Genomic DNA, 21,821 nt, shown 5'->3' on the forward strand with positions numbered 1-21,821 from the left:
GGCCGGGGCGCGGTGGGGATGCCGCGCCCCGACCGAGGGGATACGGGACTTACTGGGCGGCGACGCCGACGTCGAGGAACGACAGGCCGGTGGTCGGGACGGGCGCGAACCCGACGAGGCTGTCGCTGTTCCAGGCAGTCGGGAGCTTGCGGTGGAACAGCGGGTAGAGCGGGACCTCTTCCGAGATCAGGTCGAACGCCTCGTCCCACGTGGCCTGCTGCTCGTCGCCGGTCTCGCGGACGGCGTCGTCGAGGAGCGCGGTCAGCTCGGCGAACTCCGGACTGGAGGCCCAGCGGTAGCGGTTGTTCGGCCACACGTTGTCGCCGTACCACCAGCGCATCAGGATGTCGGGGTCGTTGCCGAACACCGACGGGTCGCCCGGGGCGACCATCACCTGGAAGTCGCCAGCGTCCACCTTGGTGTACTGGGCTCCGGACTGGCCGATGTCGAGCGTCGTCTCGATGCCGACGGCGTCGAGCGACTCCTTCACGAGGGGGGCGACTTCGCGCACCCAGCCGGTGTCGGTGGTCAGCAGCGTGATGGACAGGTCGCTGACGCCCGCCTCCTCGAGCAGCTCCTGGGCCTTCTCGGGGTCGTACGTGTAGACCGTCGACGCCTCGTGGTAGTTCGGGTGCCCCTCCGGAAGGAACGACGTCGCGGGCTCGGCGTTGCCGAGCAGGCCCGTGCCGATGATCGTGTCCATGTCGAGCGCGTAGAAGAACGCCTGGCGGACGCGCGGGTCGTCGAACGGCGCCATCTCGGTGTTGAACATCATGAAGAGCAGGCCGAACGACTGCACGGTCTCGACGTCCGCGGTCGCCGCGAGGGTGTCGACGTCGATGTAGGGCACGTCCTCCATCGCGTCGATCGTGCCGCTGGAGAGCGCGGTCACGCGGGCCGCGGCATCCGACAGCAGGTTCCAGTTCATGCCGGCGGCCTGGGCGGGACGCGGGCCGTTGTAGTCGTCGTAGCGCTCGAACACGATCGCGTCGTCAGGCACGGCGGAGACCAGCGAGTACGGGCCCGAGCCCACCGGGTTCGCGCCGAACGCCTCGGCGTCGGCCTCGACCAGCGCCTTCGGGACGATCTTGACGACGCCGAGCCGCTGGTCGATCAGCGAGAACGGGTAGTCCAGCGTGATCCGGACGGTGTCGTCGTCGACGGCCTCGACGGTGTCGATGAAGTCGACGAACGAGGTGAAGAGGCTCCCGGCCTCGGGGTCGAGGATGCGCTCGTAGCTGAACACGACGTCGTCGACCGTCACGGGCTCGCCGTTCTGGAAGGTCGCCCCCTCGCGGATGTCGACCTCGTACGTCGTGTCGTCGATCTGCGTCGGCATGTCGGCTGCGAGGGCCGCGTACGGCTCGCGCGTGACGGGGTCGAGGTCGACGAGGCCCTCGAACACGTGCCAGTTCGCCGCCTGCGTGACGGCGCCCGATGCCAGCATCGGGTCGAAGCTGCCGCTCAGCGCGTACGAGATGCCCGCTTCGATGATCGCGTCGGGGTCGACCTCGGCTGCCGCGGGCGTGCTCTCGGGGGTGGTCGCGGCTGATCCGCAGCCGGCCAGCACGAGCGCAGTGGCCACGGTGCCAGCGACTACGACCGCGAGACGACCCGCTCGGGTGCGGGTGGAGTATCGGTTCATGTGTGCTCCAGTTGATGTGATCGACGCCCTTGAGGACATCAGACGTCTGACGTACTATAAACACACGTTTCCGCCCGCCACAATGGGCGAAACGAACTCGTTACCTGACGAACCTCGCGAAACATCAGAACGGAGTGGGCCGTATGCCCTCGATCGACCAGCGCGGATCCCGGATGCGCCGCGCGACGACCGCCGATCAGATCAAGCAGCTCATCCTGACCCGCAATCTGCGGCCCGGCGACCCCCTGCCCACCGAGGCCGAGCTGTGCGAGACTCTCGATGTCTCGCGCTCCTCGGTCCGTGAAGCGATCCGGACGCTCTCGACGCTCGACATCGTCGACGTCCGCCACGGCCACGGCACCTACGTCGGCGGGATGTCGCTCGACCCGATGGTGCAGGCACTCGTGTTCCGCGGCGTGCTGGCGCCCGACGGATCGATCGAAGCCCTCCGCGAGGTCGTCGAGGTGCGTCTGGCTCTCGACCTCGCCATGGCTGACCGCGTCGTCACGGCGACCGCAGGACAGGACCTCGCCGAGCAGCAGGAGATGGTCGACGAGATGGAGCGCCGCGCGGCACGCAACGACACGTTCCTCGAGGCCGACCGCGCCTTCCACACGTCGCTGTTCGCCCTGACCGGCAACCGGCTCGCGGAGCAGCTGGTCGGCGCCTTCTGGGACGTCCACACCGCCGTGCTCCCCCAACTCGGCCTCGCACTGCCGGCCGACATCGAGCTCACGGTGCGCGCGCACGGCGACATGCTCGACGCCGCCCGCCGCGGCGACGTCGAGGCCTACCGGCGCGCGGTCGTCGAGCACTACCTCCCGCTGCAGCGGGCGCTGGCGCAGGCCGCGTGATGGCCGGCGCGGAAGGGCTGAGATACGGGATCGTCGGCGCAGGGTACTTCGGCAAGGAGTTCGCGCGGATCCTCGCGGAGGTCCCCGGCGCCGAGCTCGCCGCGGTGCTGTCGCCCGAGGATGCCGACGACCTCGTCGCCGAGTCCGGCGGCAGGGTCGTCGACTCGATCGACGAGCTCATCGCCTCGGTCGACGCCGTGATCGTGGCTTCCCCCAACCACGCGCACCGCGAGCCCGCGATCGCGGCGGCCGAAGCCGGGCGTCACGTCTTCTGCGAGAAGCCGGTCGCCCTCTCGTACGCGGAGTGCGACGCGATGGTCGCCGCATCGGAGAAGGCGGAGACGCTGTTCCTCGCGGGACACATCCTGCACTTCATGCCCGGCATCCGCCGCGCCGCCGACCTGATCGCCGCCGGCGCGATCGGCGCGCCCGTCTTCGCGCGCACGTCGCGGACCGGGTGGGAGGACGGCACGGCCGCGCCGGGGTGGAAGAAGACCCGCGCCCTCTCGGGCGGACATCTGTTCCATCACATCCACGAGCTCGACATCCTCCAGCACCTCATCGGACCGGCGGAGTCCGTCTCGATGACCGGTGGGGCCGCGCCGCAGGCCGGCCGCCGCGTGGGCGACGAGGACGCGATCCTCCTCGCGGCCGCGACCTTCGCCGGCGGGCGATACGCGACGCTCGAGTGGGGGTCGGTCTTCCGCCGCCCCGAGCACACCATCACCGTCCAGGGCACCGAGGGCTATCTCGCGATCGACCTGCAGGACGTCGGTGTGACCCTCCAGCGGGGCGGCGAGACCGAGACGTTCCCGCTCCACGGCAGTGTCGAGGCCGATCTCGAGCGCACCCGCGAGAACCGGGGCGCGGCGGGCGGCAGCGGCGTGACCTACGGCGATCCCGCCCGACGCCCGCCGCGATGGCTGCGCGCCGCGATGGCGGACGAGATCGCGTACTTCCACGGTCTCGCGACCGGTGCGCGCGCCGTCGATCCGGCGCTCGCACCGCTCACCGACGGGTCGGCCGCACGCGCCGCGATCGCGACGGCCGAGGCGCTCACCCGCGCGCTGTCGCTCGGGCGGTCCGTGCGCGTGGACGAGGTCACGGGGGGGAGCCTTCTCGACGCGGCCTGATGCCGCTGTGCCCGGAAGTTGGGAAGGCGATCTGATCACCGGCGCAGAGAACCTGTCTGCGATCGGCAGCCTCGTGGAAAGGGCCGCCAGTTCCACCGCGTTGCCGAGCCCATTCCGCCGAGGCTTGTTCCGGCGTCACCAGCGCGGCGGCGCACACTCCGGAACGAAGACGGAGGGCGAGCACCCCTGCGTCTCATCCGTGGGCACGAGGTGGGCAGGCGATCACACCCTCACGATAGCCACGCAAATCGCTCAGCGGCTGCGCCGGGTGTAGCGCAGAACGTCGGACATGGCCACGCCCTCGATGAGGCTCGCCGCTGACCAGGCTTCTTCGCTCGTCGCCGTGCCCACATCCGAGACGGAACCGCACGGACCGAGAAGGATCGAAACCCCGGATAGACGCCTCAGGACGACGTCGAATCGGGTAGAAAATGGCGGAGACGGAGGGATTTGAACCCTCGGTCCCCTTGCGAGGACTCCACCTTAGCAGGGTGGTGCACTAGGCCTGACTATGCGACGTCTCCAGGCATCCGACCGCGGGGGCGCAGATGCACCCAGCAATCATAACCGAGTCCGGGACGACTTCTTGCACCCGCGAACCGCCCGGGTATCACCCGCGTCCGCCGCCCGCTCATCCCGATATGCCGTTCACACAGTACGGAGTGCTCAGCGGAACCCTCGTCTCGCACCAGCGCGACGACCCGGATGAGTTCGGCCGCTGGTGGCACGTCAATCTCACGCTTCGCAGCGGTGCGCGGGATTACCGGGTCGCCGTCGACGTCGACAGCAAGAACTCCGCGTCCGGGGTGCAGTGGAAGACCATCCGTACCACGGGCGCCAAGCTCGGCTGGCCGACGCCGCCGAACCCCGCTTTCACGAAGCTGGTCTCCTCCCCCACGTCCGGAGCCATCGACGTCCTCCGCCACCGGGCACTGCGGGTCGTCGGCATCCGCTCGTTCCTGCAATGGCTGTTCCGTGCACGGGATGCCGTACCCGCCGATCGCTCGCCCTTCTGGATCCCGTTCGTCCGGCCATGGCGCTCAGGCGATCAGCTCCAGGCGTCGCAGGCGCTGGAGGCCACCCTGTTCATCGGAGCGCTGACGCTCGTCTGGGGCGAGCCGTTCCCCGAGGGCGCGGCGCCGGGGTCGGTGCGAGGCATCCACAACGTCCATCAGAACCAGGGCGACCCCGCCGGATCGCAATGGTTCGCGGAGAACGGGATCTGGCAGGACGGCGGCGTCGCGACGCAGGAGTCCGACGGCACCTGGCTGGTCTTCATCTCGAAGTTCTCGACGCAGTCCGACCGCACCGACAGCCTCGGTCATCCCGTGTGAGCCGGAACTCACGAGGCGCATCAAAGCACCCGCGCCCCGCCTGCTACCGACCCTCGGGCACCGTGCAGGTGGTCTGCGCGGCGGTCTGCCCCGCGATCGCCGACGGGAGCTCCACGCGGGTCTCCGCGGCCGGCGTCTCGGCAGCCGGCGCCTCGGCCGCGGGAGTCTCCGCCGCGGGCGCCTCGCTCGCCGCCTCGGTCGCAGCCGGCGTGGGAGCAGCCTCGGGCTGGACCGCCTCGCCTGTCACCTCCACACCGTAGCCCTGGCTCGCGTCACCGGTCAGCGTCAGCGGCTGGTTGGCCTTGAGCGCATCGAAGAGCACCTTCGCGGCATCCTTCACCGGCATCACCCGGCTGGCGCCGTCGCCCGCAGCGTAGCGGGTCGGGTACTGCACGAACACAATGTCCTCGTACGGCACGTCCTTGACGGCCATCGCGATCTGGACCATGAGCGTGGGGTTCGTGAGTCCCGAGCTGAGCACGAGCTGGCCCTGCTGCACCTGGCTGATCGCGGTCGTCGCGAGATTCAGCAGTGTAGCCGGGTTGGCGAGCACCGAATCGGACTGGAGCTTGCGCACCATCGACGACATGAACTGCTGCTGGTTCGAGATGCGGCCGAGGTCGGAGCCGTCGCCGATGCCGTGACGGATGCGGAGGAACTGCAGCGCCTGCACACCCTGCAGCGTGTGATTGCCGGCGGTCAGCTCGAGCCCCGTGTGCGGGTCGCTGATGTCGCCGGCGACGCAGACGTCGACGCCGCCGATGGCGTCGGACATGTTGATGACGCCCGTCCACCGGATCGCGGCGGCGAAGTCGATCTCATCCTCGATGAGCGACTCGATCGTCAGCACCGTGCAGGCGAGCCCGCCGTACTCGTACGACGCGTTGAGCATCTGCGACGACATGGCCGAGTAGCTGCCGGTGCCGTCCTCCCTGGGGCACGACGGGATCGGCACGAGCATGTCTCGGGGGAACGACACGACCGTCACACGACGCGGCTCGTCCGAGATGTGCACGAGCATCGTGACGTCGTTGCGCTCGCCTTCCGTGGTCTTGGCCTGGCACGCCCCCGAGAGCGCTGCGTTCGCGCCCTCGCAGGAGTCCGTGCCGACCATGAGGATGTTCACGCCGCCCTCGATCGCGCCGAGCGAGGGCGGGAGCGGCTTGTCCTCATCGAGCACGACGGCGCTGGCGGTGATCGCCTGCGTCGCATCCCACACGTTGTAGACGGCGATGCCCGCTGCGCTCACTCCGAAGACGGCGAGCGCGACGCCGAGCATGGCGACGAGGGTCATGAACGGATGCTGCGACTTCAGCACTCCGTGGCGCGCAAGGGGAGCCCGGCCCTCCGCGGAGGGCCGCTTCGCCGACGCCATCAGCCGTTGGCCCTGACGTTGCCGGCCGAGCAGGTCTGCTGTGCCGCGTTCTGGCCCGGGATGTTGTCCGGGAGCGCCACCGCGGTCTCGCTGGGCGCGGGCGTCGCCGAAGGATCGGCGGTCGCTGTGGGGGCGGGGTCGGCGGGCGGCTCGGTGGGCTGCGGGTCGGCCACGATCACTCCTCCGGTGAGGTCCTGGTCGTGGGTGACCTCGATCGGCTCGTTGGCCGCGAGCGCCGCCCACAGCTCCTTCGCCGATTCGTAGTCGGGCACCACACGGTTGGTGTCGGCGGGGTCGGTCAGCACCGGGTACTGCACGAAAACGATGTCCTCGAAGGGCACGTTCTTGACCGCCAGCGCGATCTGCACGAGCGTCATCGGGTTGGTCAGCGACTTGCTCGGCGTGATGTTGTCGACCGCCGTGGCCGCGAGCTTGTACAGCGTCGCGGGGTCGGACAGCACCTGGTCGCTGACGAGCTTGCGGGCGAGGCTCGACATGTACTGCTGCTGGTTGCTGATGCGCGCCAGGTCGCTGCCGTTCTGCAGGCCGTGACGGGTGCGAAGGAACTGGAGCGCCTCGACGCCCTGGATCGTGCGCGGGCCGGCCGGCCAGTTGATGCCCGTGTAGCGGTCCTTGATGCCGCCGTTGCCGATGCAGACGTCGACGCCGCCGATCGAGTCGGTGATGTTGATGACGTTGCCGAAGCTCACTTTCGCGGCGAACGGGATGTTCTGGCCGCTCAGCTCCTTGATCGTCTTCGCGACGCAGGAGAGTCCGCCGTAACCCCACGCAGAGTTGATCTGCGTCTTGCTGGTGGCCGGCGTCGTGGAGCCGTCCTCGCGCGTGCACGACGGGATCGGCACCATGAGGTCACGCGGGAACGACACCACGGTGACCCGACGCGGGTCGTCGGAGATGTGGACGAGCATGTTGACGTCGTTGAGCTGACCGGCGGCATCGGCCCCCGTGCAACGGTCGCCGAAGAGGTAGGCGTACTCCTCCTCGCACTCGTCGGTGCCGACCAGAAGCACGTCGACGCCGCCCTCGATCGCTCCGATGTCGGGCGGGACCGCGCCCTGGCCCTCGAGTTCGACGGCGTCCTCGGTGAAGCTCGTCGTGAAGTCGGTGACGGCGTACGCTGCGACACCGAACCCCGACACCAGGGCCACGGCCGCGACGATCCCGACGATCTTGGCGATGAAGCCGAGCGGGCTCGGAGACGACAGCTCACCGTGACGGGCCACCGTGCGGCGGCCGCGCCTCGCGGGCTTGTGCGTCGAGCTCACTCGGTTCCTTTCAAGGGGTCTGGGACACACCGCGGAAGACGCGATGTGTTAACCCAGTGGACTCCACCGCAGACAAGAATTCCACAGTTGTTCCGTGATCCGCTCGGGACACATCAGACGGATGCCGAGGTATCGGGGTATCCTTTCACACCCCCCTGAGGGTGGGCTGAGGGCACCCTCCGGCACGACCGCTGACCCCCGGCCGTAAGACTCCTGCCACACTCACCCGGTAGCATCCCGCCGTGACCGCCTCCGCGCCCTCGCCGGCACCGCGCCCCGCCACGAAGAGCCCCGCTGCGCGCAGACGCCCTGCGGCGAGGCCTCCCCTCGCCCGCCACGCCGCCCGGGAGACGCGAGCGCAGCTCCGCCGCCGACGCAGGTATCTCGTCTTCTGCCTGGTGGGCGGCCCGATCGCCGCGGTCTTTCTCGTCGCGCTGTTCGCCGTCGGGACGTTCGCGCAGCAGGTGCTGCAGGTTCGTGACGACATGGAGGCCGCGAAGGAGCAGCTGAAGGTCCTCGCCGTCGCCGCGGTGTCCATGGACGTCCCGCAGCTCGAGCAGGCGAGCGCAGACGTCGTCGCCCGGACCGAACGGGCGCGAGCCACGTCGAACGGCATCCTGTGGGACCTCGCCGCACAGCTCCCTCAGGTCGGGAACAACGTGCTCGCGGTGCGCACCGTGACGGAAGCGGTGAACACGATCACCTCGCAGTCGCTCCCGCCCCTGGTCGCCATGATGGCCGCCGCCGGCACCGAGGAGCGCACCGGGGAGAGCCTCGGGATCGACCTGCGGCCGTTCCTCGGGGCGGGGAGCGTCCTGCCGACGGTCATCTCCTCCCTCGAGGATGCGTCGGCGATCGCGGCGGACATGGATCGGACCGGCGTTCTGCCCGCGGTGTACGAACCCCTCGACGGAATGGTCGAGCTGATCGCCGTCGCGATCCCCGCCCTGAACATCGTCCAGGAGCACCTCCCGGCCATCCTGCACGCAGCGGGCGCGGACGGGCCGATGGTGTACCAGCTGATGATCCAGACGCCGGCGGAGATCCGTGCGACGGGCGGCGGGCCCGCCCACTGGCTGGTGCTGAAGGTCGAGAACGGTCAGGTGGAGCTGCTCGGCCAGGAGAACGGCGTGGACCTGATGTACACGGAGCTGCCCGAGCAGGGATTCGACACCGTGAACGGGTCGCTCATCAGGCTGCCGGCGGAGACACGTTCGCTCTACCCCTTCGAGCTGGCGAACTGGTCGTCGAACTTCACGATGACCCCGCATTTCCCTCGTGCCGTCGAGCTCTTCCAGGCGACGCGCGAGTTGACCGGGAAGGTGGAGTTCGACGGAGTGATCTCCATCGACCCGATCGTGCTGGCGCACATGCTCGAGGCGACGGGCCCGCTGACGCTCGCCTCCGGCGAGGTCGTGAGCTCGGAGAACACCGCTTCCCTGCTGATGAGCGAACCCTACGAGCGGTTCGGAACGGACAACGCCGCGATGGACGCGTACTTCAGCGAGGTGACGACCGTCATGTTCGACGCTCTCACCGGAGGAGGGTGGGAGATCGGCGCAATGTGGGATCAGCTCGTCCGGAGCGCTGAAGAGGGGCGTATCTTCCTGTGGTTCGAGGACGAGGGCCTGAAGTCGCTCGCGCATGAGTACGGCCTCGACGGGGTCCTGCGGGAGGACAACACGGAGGCCACCCAGCTCGGCATCTACTTCAACGACTACACCGTGGGCAAGCTGAACTACTGGCTGGATTACTCGCAGCGTGCGAGCTGCAACGTGGAAGAGCGCACGATCACGGTCACGATGGATCTGCACAGCCGCATGAGCGAAGACATCAAGAGCGAGTACACACTGGGGCTGCGCAACCAGTTCCGCGGGATCGACCCCAGGACGATGATGCTCGACGTGCTGTTCTTCGCCCCTCCAGGGGCGGAGATCCTGCGGACCGACCCCAAGCGGGGCGACTGGCAGGACTCCGTGAACTGGCAGGGCAACCGGTTCCGCGACCGTGCGGGTGTCGACCACGACAACACCGCACTCAGCCGGACGCTTCTCCTCGAGATGGGCGAGAGACGGACGATCTCGTACGAGGTTCAGCTGCCGGACGGCGATCTCGGCCCGCTGGAGCTGCGCCACTCACCGGGCCCCAACCACACCGAGGTCACCGTCGACGCCGGCTGCGGCGCGCTCTTCGCCAGCCCGGAAGGCTCCCGCAACGTCCGCCTGTCGACGATCGGCTGAGCGTCGACATCACGGCGGTTCCGCGCCTGATCATTCCTGCGGAGGGTGTGGGATTCGAACCCACGGGACATTGCTGCCCACTGGTTTTCAAGACCAGGTCCATCGGCCGCTCGGACAACCCTCCCGACCGATGCGACCCCTGGGGGAGGCATCCGTCGAACAGGCGTCGAGTCTAGCCGACCGGCAGCACCGTCAGAGGCGGCGGAGCACGGCGGCCACGCCGCCCTCGTGCACCGAGTCGGTGATCTCGCCCGCGGCATCCCGCACTTCCTGGGGACCCTGCGCCATCGCGACCGCGCGGCCGCCGTTGTCGAGAGCCCATCGGAACATGCCGACATCGTTGCGCCCGTCGCCCATCACGAGCACGTGCTCCGGGTCGATGCCGAGTTCGGTGCGCACCAGCTCGAGCCCGGTGCTCTTGTCGACGCCCTTGGGGGCGATGTCGAGCCAGGCCGTCCAGCCGACGGCGTACGAGACGTGGTTGAGGCCGATGCGCTTCACGAGGTCGACGAAGTCCTGCTCGCCCTTGTCGGGAGAGACCACCACCACGCGGCACACCGGCTGGGCGCCGAGTTCCTCGAACGGCACGCGCCGGGCCTGCGTCAGGTTCCAGTCCTCGAGGTACTCGGTGTACAGGCGATGCCCGTCGGCGAGTTCCACGAGATAGCGGGCGTCGGGCAGGTGCACGCGCAGCTGCTCCAGCACCTCGCGCGGGTCGAAGGTCTCGACGTGCCACCGCTCGTAGCGCAGCTCGTCGGCCTCGACGCGCTTGAGCACCACGGCGCCGTTCGAGCACACGACGAACTCGGGCGAGATGCCGAGCACGCGCACGATGCCGCGGGTGCCCTCCCAGCTGCGTCCGGTCGCGACCATCACCTCGTGGCCCGCTCGGTGCGCGTGCTCGACGGCGTCGACGACGCCGGGACTCAGCGATTCGTCCTCGAGGAGGACGGTGCCGTCGATGTCGAGGGCGATGAGCAGCTGCTCGGTGGCGACTGCGGGGTTCTCGGTGTCGCGCGCGACCTGCTCGACGAGCTTCGCGGCCTTCTTCGGCGCGACGACCTTGATGGAGCCGGTCTTCGGCAGGTGCGCTTCGCTCACGCGACGGGCTCCATCACCTCGAGCCCGCCGAGGAACGGTCGCAGGACCTCGGGGACCGTGACGGAGCCGTCTTCGCGCTGGTGCGTCTCGAGCAGCGCGACGATCCAGCGCGTGGTCGCGAGCGTGCCGTTGAGGGTCGCGACCGGCTGCGTCTTGCCGCCCTCGGGCCGGTAGCGGATGTCGAGCCGCCGCGCCTGGTACGTCGTGCAGTTCGAGGTCGATGTGAGCTCGCGGTAGGCGTTCTGGGTGGGCACCCAGGCCTCGACGTCGTACTTGCGGGCGGCACTCGAGCCGAGGTCGCCGGCGGCGACGTCGATCACGCGGTACGAGAGGCCCAGGTCCTGCAGCATCCCCTCCTGCAGCGCGACGAGGCGCAGGTGCTCAGCCTCCGCCTCCTCCGGCGTGGTGTACACGAACATCTCGAGCTTGTTGAACTGGTGCACGCGGATGATGCCACGAGTGTCCTTGCCGTACGAGCCGGCCTCGCTGCGGTAGCAGGTCGACCAGCCGGCGTAGCGCTTGGCGCCGCGCGACAGGTCGAGGATCTCGTCCATGTGGTAGCCGGCGAGCGGCACCTCGCTCGTGCCGACGAGGTAGAGGTCGTCGTGTTCGAGGTGGTAGACCTCGGCCGCGTGCTTGCCGAGGAACCCGGTGCCGCGCATCACCTCGGGACGCACCAGCGTCGGGGGGATGATCGGCGTGAATCCGGCCTGCAGCGCCCGGTCGAGCGCGAGGTTCATCAGGGCGATCTCGAGCCGCGCTCCGATGCCGGTGAGGAAGTAGAAGCGGCTGCCCGACACCTTGGTGCCGCGCTCCATGTCGATCGCGCCGAGCTTCTCGCCGAGCTCGAGGTGGTCGCGCGGCTCGAAGCCGAACGCCGGGACCTCGCCGTGCGTCCGCAGCGTGACGAAGTCGTCCTCGCCGCCGGCCGGCACACCATCGATCACGATGTTCTCGAGCGCCCCGAAGGCCTCGGCCGATGCCTCCTCCGCCGCGGCGACCGCGTGCTGAGCCTGCTTCACCCGCTCGCTGAGCTCCTTGGCTTCGGCGACCAGGGCCGCCTTCTCCTCCTTCGGCGCCTGCGCGACCTTCTTGCCGTGCGCGTTCTGCGCCGCGCGGAGCTCTTCGAAGGTCGTGATCGCGGCGCGTCGCGCGCGGTCGGCGTCCACGGCGGCATCGACGGTCTCGGGCGACTCGCCCCGCGCTTCCTGCGAGCGCTTGACCAGCTCGGGATTGTCGCGAAGCAGCACGGGATCGATCACCCTGCAAGCTTAGTCGGCGACCGCAAGCGGACAGCCGGGCTGTCAAGCCCCACGTCGAATGCCCCCGCCCGGCGATTCGGTCCTAATCTGTACCTCATGGCGGCGGCATCCGGAACGGGCGACGAGGTTCCCACCGACGGCGTTCCCGCCGAGGATCTGCGCACCGGCGAGATCCCCACCGACCTCACCCCGCACCCCGCCGACGCGATCTACGCCGACGGCCCCGACACCGCCGAGCTGACGATCGCCGAGGCGGAGCTGGAGGCGGAATCGGCCGCAGCATCCGATTCATCGACATCCCATGCATCAGAAGGCGCCGGGTCCGACGCACCCGACCCCGAGCAGGCCGCCGAGCCCGACGAAGTGATCCGCCAGCCAGCCGATGTCGAGCCCGACACGACCGAGGACGAGAGCGGCCACGCGCGCCGCGTCGGCCCCGAAGGTGCGACCCGCCCGCTGTCGACGAACGGCGCGCACCCGTCACCGAAGGCCGCGCTGGTCTACAACCCGATCAAGGTCGACGCCGCCACGCTGCGCGACACCGTCACCCGGCTCGCGGCGAACGCCGGGTGGTCCGAGCCGCTGTTCTACGAGACGACGGTCGACGATCTGGGCGATGACGTGACGCGCCAGGCGCTCGAAGAGGGCGTGGATGCCGTGCTCGTCGCCGGCGGCGACGGCACGGTGCGCGCTGTGTCTGAAGCGATGAGCGGCACGGGCGTTCCTCTCGCGATCGTGCCCAGCGGCACCGGGAACCTGCTGGCGCGCAACCTCAAGCTCCCGCTCACCGAGCCCGACGCGATGGTGCGTGCCGTGTTCGACGGCGACACCCTCGCGATGGACATCGGCTGGACCGAGCTCGCGCGCCCCGACGGCACGACGGCCGAGCACGCCTTCGTCGTGATGGGTGGCATCGGCCTCGACGCCGCGATGATCGCGAACACGAATCCGCAGCTCAAGAAGACGGTCGGCTGGGTCGCCTATGTCGACGGCGCCGCGCGGTCGCTGCCGAAGGCGAAGCCGTTCCGGGTCGTCTACGAGCTTCCCGGGCACCGGCTGCACTCATCGCGCGTGCAGAGCGTGCTGTTCGCGAACTGCGGCAAGCTCCCCGCGGGCCTCGACCTCATCCCCGAGGCATCCATCGCCGACGGCGCGCTCGACATCGTGATCTTCCAGCCCAAGGGCCTCTTCGGCTGGCTCTTCGTCTGGCGGCGCGTGGCGTGGGACAACAGCTTCCTTCGCCGCTTCCGCGCCGGCCGCCGCGTGCTGTCGCTGCGCACGAAGGACAACGCGGTCGTCTACTCGCGCGGCGCCGGCATCGAGCTCGCCACGCACGAGGCGCGCCCCGTCCAGCTCGATGGCGACGAGTTCGGCGAGGCCCTCTCGGTCAAGACCCGCGTCGAGCCCTCGGCGCTCGTCGTCGTGGTCCCCAAGGGCCACACCACCGACGGCTTGTGAGATTCCGGATGCTGCGCCCCGCGGCATCCGGAGTCGCGAAAGGAAGACGCGTCAGCCCTTGACGGCGCCGCCCAGCCCTGCCGAGCGCAGGAACACCGACTGGAACAGCAGGAACATCGCGATCGGGATGAGGGTGGCGATGGCCAGGGCGGCCAGGAACACGTCGAGCTCGGTCTGGGACTGCACGTCGGGCAGGCGCACCGACAACGGCTGCACCGCGGGGTCGGGGAGCACGAGCTTCGGCCAGAGGTAGTCCTTCCAGGCGGCGATGATCGCGAACACCGAGACCACGCCGAGGATCGGCTTCGACATCGGCAGCACGATCGACCAGAACAGCCGGAAGGGCCCGGCGCCGTCGGTCTTCGCGGCCTCGAACACCTCGCGGGGCAGGTTGTCGAAGAACCGCTTGACCAGCAGGATGTTGAACGCGTTCGCCGCCATGGGCAGCCACACCGCCAAGTAGCTGTTGAGCATGCTCGCGTCGCGTCCGAGGAGAGGCGGCGACACGATGGTGAGGTACAGCGGCACCAGCAGCACGATGCCCGGGATGAACAGCGTCGCGAGCACCAGCGCGTTGAGCACCGGCGCGTACTTGGGGCGCAGCACCGAGAGCGCGTAGCCGGCGGTCGTCGCGATGAACAGCTGCGAGAACCAGGCGCCGGCGGCGATCACGATCGTGTTCCAGAAGTACTGGTCGATGTGGATGTCGTTCCACGCCGTCGACAGGTTCGCCCAGTCGATGCCGTTCGGCCACAGCGCGAACGGCTGCTGGAGGGTGTCCTGCGTGGGGGTGACCGCGGACTTCGCCAGCCAGAGAATGGGCCCGAGCCCGGCGATCGTGAGCGAGACGAAGAGGAACGCGTGGGTGAGCGACATCCCGAATCGGGTGCCGGGGCGCCGCCGCTCGGATGACGAGACGATCGAGCGCTCGGCCAGGTCGTCGACGGAGTCGCGCTTGCGCCCGCCCCCGGCACCGCGGCGCGAGAGGAAGCCTCGCATGCCCTCGCGGCGCTCCGCGTTCGTGATCGAGGTGGTCATGAGGTGCTCCAGCGGTTCGTGAGCGTGAAGTACAGCCAGGACAGGATCGCGAGCACGATCGCGAGCAGCACCGAGACCGCCGTGGCCTCGCCGTAGTCGCCGCCCAGGCTGTTGCGGAACGCCTTGTCGTAGATGTACAGCAGGATCGTCTTCGTCGCCCCGGCCGGTCCGCCGCCCGTGAAGAGGAAGGGCTCGAGGAACACCTGCGCGGTCGCGATGACCTGCAGGATCAGCATGATGAAGAGGATGCCGCGCAGCTGCGGCAGGGTCACGTGCCAGACCTTCCGCCAGATGCCCGCGCCGTCGACCTCCGCCGCGTCGTAGAGCTCCGGCGGCACCGACAGCAGGGCCGCGAGGTAGATGATGATCGACCCGCCCGCGGCGGCCCACGTCGCCTCGAGCACGAGCGACGGCATCGCCTGGACGGCGGACGAGATCCACGGCTGCGGCGGGATGCCGAACCAGCTGAGCACGGTGTTGAAGACGCCCGACGGGTCGGCGCTGTAGAAGAACTTCCACAGCAGCACCGCGACCACGGGCGGGATCACGACGGGAAGATAGGCGAGCGCCGAGTACAGCCCCTTGCCGCGGCGGACCTCGCTCATCAGCACCGCGACGAACAGCGGCAGCGGGAAGCCGAGCAGCAGCGCCAGCAGCGCGAAGTAGACGGTGTTGACGACCGCGCGACCCAGCTGCGGGTCGGTGAGGACCGCGATGTAGTTGTCGAGACCGACCCACTCCGAGACGAGCAGGTTCGTCTTCTGCAGGCTCATGACCACCGACTGCACGATCGGCGACCACGAGAAGAAGAAGAACACGAACACCATCGGCAGGACGAACAGGAGGTTCGCGAGACCTCCCCCGCGGTACCAGGTGAGCGGGGTCCGCCGGGTCTTGCGCTTCGCCGGGGGTGGGGTGGGCGGGGGCGCCGCCGCGGGGGCGGGGCGCTCCGGAAGGGTCGCGGTCATCTTCGCCTTGCTGTGTCGGGGTGCGGTGGTGCGGGGCGTTTCGTGTCGCTTCGCTCGCTCAACGACCGAGAGACGAGGGACGGATGCCGCGACCCGGCGGCGAGGCCGGGTCGCAGCATCCGTGATCCCCTCACTCGTCGAGCAGCGCCTGCGCTTCGGTCTGCGCCTGCGCGAGCAGGTCGTCGATGTCGGCGTTCTCGTCGGTGAGCACCGTCTGGACCACGGTGTCGAGCAGAGCGTAGACCTCCTGGGTCGACTTCTTCGGCTCGCCGACCGGCGTCTGGTCCCAGATGTTGTCGGTGAACGACGTCATCTGCTCGCGCGGCACGTTGATGTACGGCTCGATCCAGGTGAGCGACTCCTCGTAGAGCTCACGGCTGAGCACCGGCAGCACCGGCGTGCCGACGGCCTGGTCGGACTCGGAGAGGGCCTTCGCGTCCTGCACGGCGGCGTCCTCGTCGAGGAGCTTCTGCATGTAGTACCAGTCGATCCAGGTGACCGCGGCCTCCTTGGTGGTGTCGTCGACCGTCGGGCTGATCACCGCGATGTCGCCGCCGCCGAGCGTGCCGGGGTCGTCGCCCTCGACCGGAACGACGCCCAGACCGTACACGGCGGGGTCGAGGCCGAAGTCGCGCACGAGGGCGGTGTAGACGTCGGAGCCCGACGTGTACATGCCGATGTTGCCGGCGGCGAACTCCTGGTTGATGGTGCCCCAGTCGAGGTCGACCTTGGCGCCGAACGAGTCGTCCTCCCACTTCAGGTTGTGGAGGAACTCGAGCGTCGCCTTGGTCGCGTCGTTGTCGATCGTCGAGGTGGCGCTGCCGTCGGCCTCGTCGGTCTGCGTCCGGCCGCCGCGGGCGACGGTCTGCGCGGTCAGCTGCCAGCCGCCGGTGTTGTTGATCGCCATCTGCGCGTAGCCGGCCTTGCCGGTGGCGTCGTGGATCGCCTTGGCGTACTCGCGCACTTCGTCCCACGTGGTCGGCGGCTGGTCGGGGTCGAGCCCGGCCTGCTCGAACAGGTCGCGGTTGTAGTGCAGGCCCATCGCGTAGGCCTGGCGCGGGAAGCCGAAGATGTTGCCGTCGGCGTCCTTGACGCCGTCGAGGATGATCGGGTTGAAGCTGTCCTCGTAGCCGAGTTCCTTGACCTCGGCGGTGACGTCCATGAGCTGGTCGTTCTCGAGCAGCGTCTTCGAGTCGGTGAACGGCACGGTGAACACGTCGGGCAGGCTGCCGCCGGCGAGCTGCACGGCGAACGTCGGGCCTTCCCACTCGTACTCGACACCGATGATGTCGATGTCGGGGTGCTCCTTCTCGAACTGCTCCTCCTGCGTGGCGAACGCCTCGTACGCCGCGGCGTCGGCGCCGGGCGGGAAGGTCGCGACGCGCAGCTCGAGCTTGCCGTCGCTGTTGCCGTCGCCACCGGCTGCCGAGCAGCCGACGAGCGCTCCGACGGTCGCCACGGCGGCGACACCGGCGAGCAGGACCCTTGCTGGTGACTTCATCGTCTTTCCTTTCTGAGGGGGAGGTTCCGCGTCAGCCTCTCGGCGCGGACGTCTCCGGGGTGTTGGTGCGGGTGTGGGAATCGGATGCCGCCGCCCCGAGCCGCAGCCAGGCTGCGGCGTTGCCGGGCAGCAGCCCGGCTTCGACCGGCGAGCTCGTGAGGAGGACGGTCGCGCCGGGGGGAAGCGCGACCGGGTCGTCGCCGGCGTTGACGACGCACGCGAAGCGGTCGCCGCGCCGGAAGGCGAGGATGTCGGGGCCGGTGTCGTTCGCGGTGGGGACGGGCCATTCCGGCGAAGGGTCGCCGTCCCACCACTCGAGGGGACCGTCGCCGAGCTCGGGAAGCTGCCGGCGCAGCCGGAGCGCATCGCGGTAGAGGTTGAGCGTCGACGCCGGGTCGGCCTCCTGCGCGGCGACGGTGAGCCCGCTCCACCCCTCGGGCTGCGGCAGCCACGTGCGGGTCTCGTCAGGGCTGAAGCCGAACGGGGCCCGGTCGCCCGACCACGGCAGCGGGACGCGGCATCCGTCCCGTCCCGGGTCCGTGCCGCCGGAGCGGAAATGCATCGGGTCCTCGATGAGGTCGAGGGGCAGGTCCTCGACCTCGGGAAGTCCGAGCTCGTCGCCCTGGTAGATGTAGAGGCTGCCCGGCAGCGCCGCGACCAGCAGCGCCGCCGCGCGGGCGCGGTGCAGGCCCAGCTCGGGGTCGGTCGGCACGCCGAACCGCTTCTTGAGGAACGCGAAGGCGGTGTCCTCGCGCCCGTAGCGGGTGACCGGGCGGGTGACGTCGTGGTTGCTCAGGACCCACGTGCTCGGTGCGCCGACCGGCGCGTGCGCCGCGAGCGTCGCGGTGATCGACTGGCGGAAGGATGCCGCGCCCCACGGCCGCGCGAGGAAGTCGAAGTTGAACGCGGTGTGCATCTCGTCAGGGCGCAGGTAGTTGGTGAACCGCACGATGTCGGGCACCCAGATCTCACCGACGAGCACGCGCGTCCCGGGGTAGGAGTCGGCGATCGCACGCCACGAGCGGTAGACGTCGTGGAGCTCGTCGCGGTCCTCGGTGGGGTGCTGGCCCGGGCCTTGCTTCGCGCCGACCTCGGGCAGCTCGGGGTCCTTGATGAGCAGGGCAGCCGAGTCGATGCGCACGCCCGCGACGCCGCGGTCGAACCAGAACCGCAGGATCTCCTCGTGCTCGCGGCGCACGTCGGGGTGGTTCCAGTTCAGGTCGGGCTGCTCCGGCGTGAACATGTGCAGGTACCACTCCCCCGGCGTGCCGTCGGGGTTCGTCGTGCGGGTCCATGTCTCGCCCTGGAAGCTCGACACCCAGTGCGTCGGGATCTCGTCGCCCTGGGGACCCTTGCCGGAGTGGAACCAGAACCGCTCGCGCTCGCGGCTGCCGGGGCCGGCGGCGAGCGCCGCCTGGAACCACGGGTGCTGTGCCGAGATGTGGTTCGGCACGACGTCGATGATCGTGCGGATGCCGAGATCCAGTGCCTCCTGGATCAGCTGCTCCGCCTCTTCCAGCGTGCCGAAGCGCGGGTCGATGTCGCGGTAGTCCTGCACGTCGTAGCCGCCGTCGGCCAGCGGGCTCGGGTACCAGGGGTTGAACCAGATGGCGTCGACGCCGAGGTCTCTGAGGTAGCCGAGGTGCGCCCGGACGCCCGCCAGGTCGCCCGTGCCGTCGCCGTTCCCGTCCGCGAAGCTCCGCACGTAGACCTGGTAGATGACGGCCGACCGCCACCACAGGGGGTTGTCGCTCGCGGGAACGGCTCGCTCGCCGCGGGTGAGGACCTCGGTGTCCACGTGTCTCCTCGTCGATGGGAAGGACTTGATGCGACGAATGTATTCCAGGGGATTGTGCTTTGCAAGTCCTAGACAAATCTCTGCAAAATTGCGATGCTTGGTCATCTCTTGCAGAGAAGCGACCGCTGCGCGGGATCATCCTCCGGCGCGCTTACCCGCGGCGTCGGCTTCGCCGGCGGCGCCCGCCAGTCCCGAGCCCGCGCGCTCTCCGGATGATCCCGCTCCGCTGACTCCTGCGCCGGGTGCAGGCGGGCGCGGACGGCGGATGGGGAGGGGAAGGGAAGGGGTAGGTTGTGCGCCGCGTCCGGGGCCCGGGCGTCCGGGCGTCCGGGGCCGGGGGTCAGGCGGCGGCGGGGCCTGTAGAGGCCCGGAGGACGAGCTCGGGCTCGAAGAGGAGCTCGTCGCCGGCTTCCGTCGTGCCGGCGATCTGGGAGAGCAAGAGGTCGATCACCGTGCGGCCCATCGACTCGATCGGCTGGCGCACGGTCGTGAGGGGCGGCTCGGTGCAGCTCATGAGGAACGAGTCGTCGAAGCCGACGACGCTGACGTCGTCCGGCACGCGGAGTCCGGCACGACGGGCGGCGCGCACGGCGCCGAGGGCGAGCGGATCGCTCGCACAGACGATGGCGGTCGCACCCGCGGCGAAGAGGCGGGAAGCCCCGGCCTGACCGGACTCGAGCGAGTACAGGCCGCGCACCACCAGCGCGTCGTCGAGCGGCGAACCCAGGCGTTCGAGCAGTCGGCGCGCGGCGGCGAGCTTGCGCTGCGACGGGATGTGGTCGAGCGGCCCGAGGAGCAGTGCGATGCGCCGGTGGCCCAGCTGGTGCAGGTGCTGGATCGCCTGCTCGGCCGCGGCGGCGTCGTCCGTGGAGACCGTCGCGAACTCGAGGGAATCGATGCGCGCGTTCACCAGCACGGTCGGCAGGTTGACCTGTCGGAGCCGGTCGTAGTGCTCGTGCACGGCATCCGCCTGGCTGTAGTTCCCGCCGAGGAAGATCACGCCCGACACCTGCTGCTGCAGGAGGAGGTCGACGTAGTCGGACTCGGTGATGCCGCCCGCGTTCTGGGTGCACAGCAGCGGGGTGTAGCCGTTCTGGGTGAGGCCGCCGCCGATGATCTCGGCGAGCGCGGGGAAGATCGGGTTCTGCAGCTCGGGGAGCACGAGCCCCACGAGACGCGCCCGCTCGCCGCGGAGCTTCGTCGGCCGCTCATACCCGAGCACGTCGAGCGCGGTGAGCACCGCCTGGCGAGTGGCCTCCGAGACGCCGGGCTTGTCGTTGAGCACGCGGCTCACCGTGGCCTCGCTGACTCCGACCTTGCGCGCGACTTCGGCGAGACGCTTCGACATGCGCTCAGTGTACGCAAGAACTTGCAGGATCGCGCAAGCCGACGCAAGCGGGATCCGGACGCGTCGACCGGCTGTCAAGCCCCGGCACGACGCACCTGTACCCGGCAGGATGAAGCCATGGCCCGACCGTCGATCGTGTGGTTCCGCGATGACCTCCGTCTCGCCGACAACCCGGCGCTGCGCGCCGCGATCGACCGCGACGAGCCGATCATCGCCCTGTACGTGCTCGACGAGGGGTCACCCGGCATCCGCCCCCTCGGCGGCGCGGCACGGTGGTGGCTGCACCACTCGCTCGCGTCCCTCGGCGAGCGCCTGCGCGAGCGTGGGGCGACCCTGGTCCTCCGGCGGGGGCCGGCTGAGCGCGTGGTGCGAGAACTCGTGACGGATGCTGCGCCCGGCGCCGTCTTCTGGAACCGGCGCTACGGCGGGCCCGAGCGCGAGGTCGACGCCGCGCTCAAGGCGGGACTGCGGGACGAGGGCGTCGAGGTCGCATCCTTCGCCGGCTCGCTGCTGTTCGAGCCGTGGACCGTGAAGACGGGTGCCGGGACTCACTTCTCGGTGTTCACGCCGTTCTGGCGCGCGTGCCTCGCCCTGCCGTCGCCGCGGGCACCTCTGCCCGAGCCGCGCGAGGTCGACGGCGTGCGCGGGGGCGCGGCATCCGATTCCGTCGACGATTGGGAACTGCTTCCCCAACACCCGGACTGGGCAGGCGGGCTGCGCGAGACGTGGGAGCCGGGCGAGCCGGCTGCCCGACGGCGTCTGCGGGAGTTCCTCGAGGACGACCTCGCCGCATACGACCGCGCGCGGGACGAGCCCGCGGCGGGTGCGACGTCGCTGCTGTCGCCGCGGCTGCGGTGGGGCGAGGTGAGCCCGCACACGGTGTGGCACGAGACGGTCGCGGCCGGTCACGGCGGGCGGTTCCTGTCGGAGCTCGGCTGGCGCGAGTTCGCATGGCACACGCTGTTCCACTTCCCCGAGCTCGCGACGAAGAACCTCCGACGAGAGTTCGACGCGTTCCCGTGGCCGCGACTGAAGCCGACGCACCTCGACGCGTGGCAGCAGGGCCGCACGGGCGTCGCGCTCGTCGACGCGGGCATGCGGGAGCTCTGGACGACCGGCTACATGCACAACCGGGTGCGGATGGTCGTGGCATCCTTCCTCGTCAAGAACCTGCTCATCGACTGGCGCCGCGGCGAGGAGTGGTTCTGGGACACGCTCGTCGACGCCGACGAGGCCAACAACCCGTTCAACTGGCAGTGGGTGGCGGGCTCGGGGGCCGACGCCGCGCCGTACTTCCGGATCTTCAACCCCGAGCTGCAGGCGAAGAAGTTCGACCCCGACGGGCACTACGTGCGCGAATGGGCTCCCGACGCGCTGGACGATGACGCTCCCGAGCCGGTCGTCGACCTCGGCGAGACGCGCAAGGCCGCGCTCGCGGCGTACGAGCACGTCAAGCGGGCCGCGCGCTCCTGAGCGCACG

Annotated in this window: 16 protein-coding genes and 2 tRNA genes; 6 read left to right on the forward strand and 12 right to left on the reverse strand. The window is 69.7% G+C overall.

Annotated elements, in window-relative coordinates:
* Positions 1-49: 49 nt before the first annotated feature.
* Complete coding sequence (locus ACFQ7C_RS11490; RefSeq protein ID WP_378900737.1) at positions 50-1,585, reverse strand: ABC transporter substrate-binding protein; 1,536 nt, start codon at positions 1,583-1,585, stop codon at positions 50-52.
* A 203-nt stretch (positions 1,586-1,788) separates the two neighbouring features.
* Between ACFQ7C_RS11490 and ACFQ7C_RS11495 the strand changes: the two genes are divergently transcribed.
* Both ACFQ7C_RS11495 and ACFQ7C_RS11500 read left to right on the forward strand, forming a co-directional pair.
* Positions 1,789-2,499, forward strand: coding sequence for a FadR/GntR family transcriptional regulator (locus tag ACFQ7C_RS11495; protein WP_378900740.1), 711 nt, complete (start codon positions 1,789-1,791; stop codon positions 2,497-2,499).
* Positions 2,499-3,632, forward strand: coding sequence for a Gfo/Idh/MocA family protein (locus ACFQ7C_RS11500; RefSeq protein ID WP_378900743.1), 1,134 nt, complete (start codon positions 2,499-2,501; stop codon positions 3,630-3,632). The genes ACFQ7C_RS11495 and ACFQ7C_RS11500 overlap by 1 nt, the downstream gene beginning before the upstream one ends.
* A 432-nt stretch (positions 3,633-4,064) precedes the next feature.
* Here the strand turns inward: ACFQ7C_RS11500 and ACFQ7C_RS11505 are convergent.
* Positions 4,065-4,156: transfer RNA gene (locus ACFQ7C_RS11505), tRNA-Ser, on the reverse strand.
* A 117-nt stretch (positions 4,157-4,273) separates the two neighbouring features.
* Between ACFQ7C_RS11505 and ACFQ7C_RS11510 the strand changes: the two genes are divergently transcribed.
* Positions 4,274-4,966, forward strand: coding sequence for a DUF2278 family protein (locus ACFQ7C_RS11510; protein ID WP_378900746.1), 693 nt, complete (start codon positions 4,274-4,276; stop codon positions 4,964-4,966).
* A gap of 43 nt (positions 4,967-5,009) precedes the next feature.
* Here ACFQ7C_RS11510 and ACFQ7C_RS11515 read toward each other — a convergent pair whose 3' ends face one another.
* Positions 5,010-6,260: an LCP family protein gene (locus ACFQ7C_RS11515; RefSeq protein WP_378900749.1), complete on the reverse strand. Its 1,251-nt coding sequence runs from the start codon at positions 6,258-6,260 to the stop codon at positions 5,010-5,012.
* An 80-nt stretch (positions 6,261-6,340) separates the two neighbouring features.
* Positions 6,341-7,627 carry an LCP family protein gene (locus ACFQ7C_RS11520; protein ID WP_378900752.1) on the reverse strand — a complete coding sequence of 429 codons (1,287 nt, stop codon included), beginning with the start codon at positions 7,625-7,627 and terminating at the stop codon, positions 6,341-6,343.
* Positions 7,628-7,869: 242 nt separating this feature from the next.
* Between ACFQ7C_RS11520 and ACFQ7C_RS11525 the strand changes: the two genes are divergently transcribed.
* On the forward strand, positions 7,870-9,867 hold the full coding sequence (locus ACFQ7C_RS11525) for a DUF4012 domain-containing protein (protein ID WP_378900755.1): 1,998 nt from the start codon (positions 7,870-7,872) through the stop codon (positions 9,865-9,867).
* A gap of 39 nt (positions 9,868-9,906) precedes the next feature.
* Here the strand turns inward: ACFQ7C_RS11525 and ACFQ7C_RS11530 are convergent.
* The 3 genes from ACFQ7C_RS11530 to serS form a co-directional block, all read right to left on the reverse strand.
* A tRNA-Ser gene (locus tag ACFQ7C_RS11530) sits at positions 9,907-9,991 on the reverse strand.
* 68 nt (positions 9,992-10,059) lie between these two features.
* Complete coding sequence (locus tag ACFQ7C_RS11535; protein WP_378900758.1) at positions 10,060-10,968, reverse strand: HAD family hydrolase; 909 nt, start codon at positions 10,966-10,968, stop codon at positions 10,060-10,062.
* A complete protein-coding gene (gene serS / locus ACFQ7C_RS11540) occupies positions 10,965-12,230 on the reverse strand; it encodes a serine--tRNA ligase (protein WP_378900761.1) in 1,266 nt (421 codons plus the stop codon). Before serS ends, ACFQ7C_RS11535 begins: the two co-directional genes overlap by 4 nt.
* Positions 12,231-12,326: 96 nt before the next feature.
* On the opposite strand from serS, the gene ACFQ7C_RS11545 reads away from it, so the two are divergent.
* The gene (locus ACFQ7C_RS11545) at positions 12,327-13,688 is read left to right on the forward strand and encodes a diacylglycerol/lipid kinase family protein (RefSeq protein ID WP_378900764.1); all 1,362 of its coding nucleotides are present in this window, start codon (positions 12,327-12,329) and stop codon (positions 13,686-13,688) included.
* 51 nt (positions 13,689-13,739) lie between these two features.
* Here ACFQ7C_RS11545 and ACFQ7C_RS11550 read toward each other — a convergent pair whose 3' ends face one another.
* The 5 genes from ACFQ7C_RS11550 to ACFQ7C_RS11570 form a co-directional block, all read right to left on the reverse strand.
* Positions 13,740-14,726: a carbohydrate ABC transporter permease gene (locus ACFQ7C_RS11550; protein ID WP_378900767.1), complete on the reverse strand. Its 987-nt coding sequence runs from the start codon at positions 14,724-14,726 to the stop codon at positions 13,740-13,742.
* A complete protein-coding gene (locus ACFQ7C_RS11555; RefSeq protein WP_378900770.1) occupies positions 14,723-15,694 on the reverse strand; it encodes a carbohydrate ABC transporter permease in 972 nt (323 codons plus the stop codon). The genes ACFQ7C_RS11550 and ACFQ7C_RS11555 overlap by 4 nt, the downstream gene beginning before the upstream one ends.
* Positions 15,695-15,824: 130 nt before the next feature.
* Entirely contained in the window at positions 15,825-17,195 is a 1,371-nt protein-coding gene (locus tag ACFQ7C_RS11560; protein WP_378900773.1) for an ABC transporter substrate-binding protein, read from the reverse strand.
* Between the two features lie 31 nt (positions 17,196-17,226).
* On the reverse strand, positions 17,227-18,993 hold the full coding sequence (locus tag ACFQ7C_RS11565) for a glycoside hydrolase family 13 protein (protein ID WP_378900777.1): 1,767 nt from the start codon (positions 18,991-18,993) through the stop codon (positions 17,227-17,229).
* A gap of 340 nt (positions 18,994-19,333) precedes the next feature.
* On the reverse strand, positions 19,334-20,341 hold the full coding sequence (locus tag ACFQ7C_RS11570; RefSeq protein WP_378900780.1) for a LacI family DNA-binding transcriptional regulator: 1,008 nt from the start codon (positions 20,339-20,341) through the stop codon (positions 19,334-19,336).
* Between the two features lie 117 nt (positions 20,342-20,458).
* Between ACFQ7C_RS11570 and ACFQ7C_RS11575 the strand changes: the two genes are divergently transcribed.
* Complete coding sequence (locus ACFQ7C_RS11575) at positions 20,459-21,814, forward strand: cryptochrome/photolyase family protein (RefSeq protein WP_378900783.1); 1,356 nt, start codon at positions 20,459-20,461, stop codon at positions 21,812-21,814.
* Positions 21,815-21,821: the final 7 nt, after the last annotated feature.

This window comes from Microbacterium sp. NPDC056569 (assembly GCF_042793475.1).
Lineage (GTDB): Bacteria > Actinomycetota > Actinomycetes > Actinomycetales > Microbacteriaceae > Microbacterium.

Excerpts from the sequence above, each read along its gene's own strand:
- ACFQ7C_RS11495 (WP_378900740.1), top strand. The coding sequence starts at position 1,789 with ATGCCCTCGATCGACCAGCGCGGATCCCGGATGCGCCGCGCGACGACC.
- ACFQ7C_RS11500 (WP_378900743.1), top strand. The coding sequence starts at position 2,499 with ATGGCCGGCGCGGAAGGGCTGAGATACGGGATCGTCGGCGCAGGGTAC.
- ACFQ7C_RS11510 (WP_378900746.1), top strand. The coding sequence starts at position 4,274 with ATGCCGTTCACACAGTACGGAGTGCTCAGCGGAACCCTCGTCTCGCAC.
- ACFQ7C_RS11515 (WP_378900749.1), bottom strand. The coding sequence starts at position 6,260 with ATGACCCTCGTCGCCATGCTCGGCGTCGCGCTCGCCGTCTTCGGAGTG.
- ACFQ7C_RS11545 (WP_378900764.1), top strand. The coding sequence starts at position 12,327 with ATGGCGGCGGCATCCGGAACGGGCGACGAGGTTCCCACCGACGGCGTT.
- ACFQ7C_RS11550 (WP_378900767.1), bottom strand. The coding sequence starts at position 14,726 with ATGACCACCTCGATCACGAACGCGGAGCGCCGCGAGGGCATGCGAGGC.
- ACFQ7C_RS11555 (WP_378900770.1), bottom strand. The coding sequence starts at position 15,694 with ATGACCGCGACCCTTCCGGAGCGCCCCGCCCCCGCGGCGGCGCCCCCG.
- ACFQ7C_RS11560 (WP_378900773.1), bottom strand. The coding sequence starts at position 17,195 with ATGAAGTCACCAGCAAGGGTCCTGCTCGCCGGTGTCGCCGCCGTGGCG.
- ACFQ7C_RS11570 (WP_378900780.1), bottom strand. The coding sequence starts at position 20,341 with ATGTCGAAGCGTCTCGCCGAAGTCGCGCGCAAGGTCGGAGTCAGCGAG.
- ACFQ7C_RS11575 (WP_378900783.1), top strand. The coding sequence starts at position 20,459 with ATGGCCCGACCGTCGATCGTGTGGTTCCGCGATGACCTCCGTCTCGCC.